Origin of the sequence: Amycolatopsis circi (assembly GCF_003385235.1) — a bacterium.
GTDB classification, from domain to species: Bacteria; Actinomycetota; Actinomycetes; order Mycobacteriales; family Pseudonocardiaceae; genus Amycolatopsis; species Amycolatopsis circi.
On record NZ_PQIA01000291.1, the window covers coordinates 1 to 2400 of the forward strand.

General features: G+C 69.5%; 2 protein-coding genes. One reads left to right on the forward strand and one right to left on the reverse strand.

The genetic code is table 11. The annotated features are described in order from the left end of the window. On the forward strand, positions 1-1008 hold a 1008-nt coding region (locus tag D0D37_RS46315), incomplete at its 5' end, for a hypothetical protein (protein ID WP_208720582.1). 322 nt (positions 1009-1330) lie between these two features. Here D0D37_RS46315 and D0D37_RS46320 read toward each other — a convergent pair. Continuing rightward, positions 1331-2398 carry an aminotransferase class V-fold PLP-dependent enzyme gene (locus D0D37_RS46320; RefSeq protein ID WP_244223925.1) on the reverse strand — a complete coding sequence of 356 codons (1068 nt, stop codon included), beginning with the start codon at positions 2396-2398 and terminating at the stop codon, positions 1331-1333. Positions 2399-2400: the final 2 nt, after the last annotated feature.

Sequence of the window (2400 nt, forward strand, 5' to 3'; positions counted from 1 at the left end):
CGGAGCTTCTTTCGCGACGGAGCCGTCTCGTGGACACCTGTGTATGTCACGGTGCCGATCGCGATCGTCGCGGTGCTGGCGCTCCGAGCCGCCCGGCGGACGCTGTCCCGGCACTACGTCGAGCGCTCGATCCGACAGGGCCGGGCCGGGCTGTCGCCGTCGTTTCCGTGCACGCTCGCCGCCTGGGCACTCGGCGGGACCGTGTTCGGCTGGGCGTCCGGTGCCGTGCTGGTGTCGGCCAACGGCGACACTCCCGACGGCCGAGCGGATCTGCGGTGGGCGGTGGATTCCGCCCAGCCCGTTCTGCTGTTGTTCGTCGGTCTCCTGGTGCTCGCCGCCGGCGGGTACTACTCGTGGCGGTTCCGGGAGCGGTACGAACTGGAGCCGCTGCGGCGGGCGGGGATCGCGATCGTGGTCCCGCCCGAGCCGCCCGGGCTGGTGAAGACGATCCGGATGTGGCTGGTCGGCACCGCCGTGGACGCGCTGCTTTTCCTCGGAGCCGCTGTCCCGCGGCTGTTCTCCGGCGACGATCGCCCGACCTCGGACGAATGGCTCGACAGCGGCTTCGCGGTGCTCGCCGGCCCGGGGGTGGTGAGTTTCGCGTTGCTGGTGCTGTGGTTCGCGAACTGGTCGACGCGCCGGTCCGCGCTGCGGGCGCTGCTGCGTCCGGCTTCCCTCACGGCGATCGTCCTCGTGCTCCTCGGCTTAGCCGCCCATCAGGCCGGTCAGGAGGTCCTCAGCGCTGTCCTCGGAGTGTCCGGCTGCCTGCTCGCGTCGGTCACGTGCATGAGCATCATGACGCGAGGCGTCCAGCCGTGGATGGGTTTGTGCTATCTGGCGGGCAACTTCGTCTTCGGCTACATGACGGCGCCGGACGGCAATTACGTTCTGCCGGTCGGCGCCACCGGTTGGATCATCGCCGTACTGGCCGCCGCCTACGCCGTTCGCGAGGCGCGGAACCATTATCGCGAGTGGACCAGCCTGGAGCCGCCGCCGCTGGCGGCCTGAGCGCCGGTCTTCCGGGCCGGAGTCCCCCAGCCCCGGCCCGGAAGACCTTCGCGTTCAGCCGGGCCTGCCCCCTCGACAGGCCCGGCTTCAGCGCACCCTGGTGCGGGATACACGTTCAGGAGGCGGGGCGCCGCGGCGTGGATACTGCGCCGATCGAGTGATCTCCGATGCGTTCCCGCTGTGCTCCAGCCCTCGATTGACCGGTTCGACCAGTGACGACTTCGACCGAAACAGTCGGCACGGGCAAGAACTGCACGTCAGATGCGGGTGGACCTCAGCGAGTTGTGGCGCGGCACGGCACCGAGTTCGCCTGCCCGGCCGGTCAACTGTCCAGCGTCGCCACTTCGGAAACGAGCCGATCGATTTCCTCCTCGGTGTTGTAGTAGTGCACCGACGCGCGCACCAGGTCCGGCAGGCGGCGGGCGGTGAAGTCGTACTGCGCCGACGACGGGCGCGCGACGCTCGTGTTGATCTTCGCCGCGTTCAGGCGGTCCTTGACCTCGTCGGAGGGCAGGCCGTCGACGTTGAAGGTCACGAGACCGCACTTGCGCGCGCCGGTGTCGTGCACGGTGACTCGGTCCAGGTCGGCCAGGCGGGCTCGCAGGGTCGCGGCCAGAGCGGTGACCCGGTCTTCGATCGCGGGCAGGCCCCATTCCAGCGCGTAGTCCACGGCCGCGCCGAGGCCGAGTACGGCGGCGAAATCGCGTTCCCAAATTTCGAATCGCTTCGCGGTCGGGTCGACCACGTATTCGGTGGGCGAGGTCCACTTGGCCGAGTGGAGGTCGAGCATCGCCGGTTCGAGGCGGTCGCGCAGTCGCGGGTGCACGTACAGGAAGCCGGTGCCGCGCGGGCCGCGCAGGTATTTGCGGCCGGTGGAGGTCAGGGCGTCGCAGCCGATTCGTTCGACGTCCAGGTCCAGCTGGCCGGCCGACTGGCAGGCGTCCAGCAGGAACGGGATGCCTGCCTCGCGGGCGACGGCGCCGATTTCCTCGGCGGGGTTCACCAAACCGCCCTGCGTCGGCACGTGGGTCACCGCGATGAGCTTGACGTCGGAGTCGACGCGGCGGCGCAGGTCCTCGACGTCGAGCTGGCCGGTTTCGTCGTTGTTCACGACCTCGACGGTCGCTCCGGTGCGGCGTGCGATCTGGAGGTAGGCGATGGCGTTGCTGGCGTATTCGGCGCTCGCGGTGAGGATCCGGTCGCCCGGTCCGAACGGCAGGGCGTAGAAGATCGCTTGCCACGAGCGGGTCGCGTTGTCGCTGAGCGCGATGTCGTCCGGAGTGGCGTTGAGCAGTCTCGCGACCGAGGCGTGGACGCCGTCGAGACGGTCCTTGGCCTGTTCGGCCGCTTCGTAGCCGCCGAGCAGGGATTCGGTGCGCAGATAGTCGATCA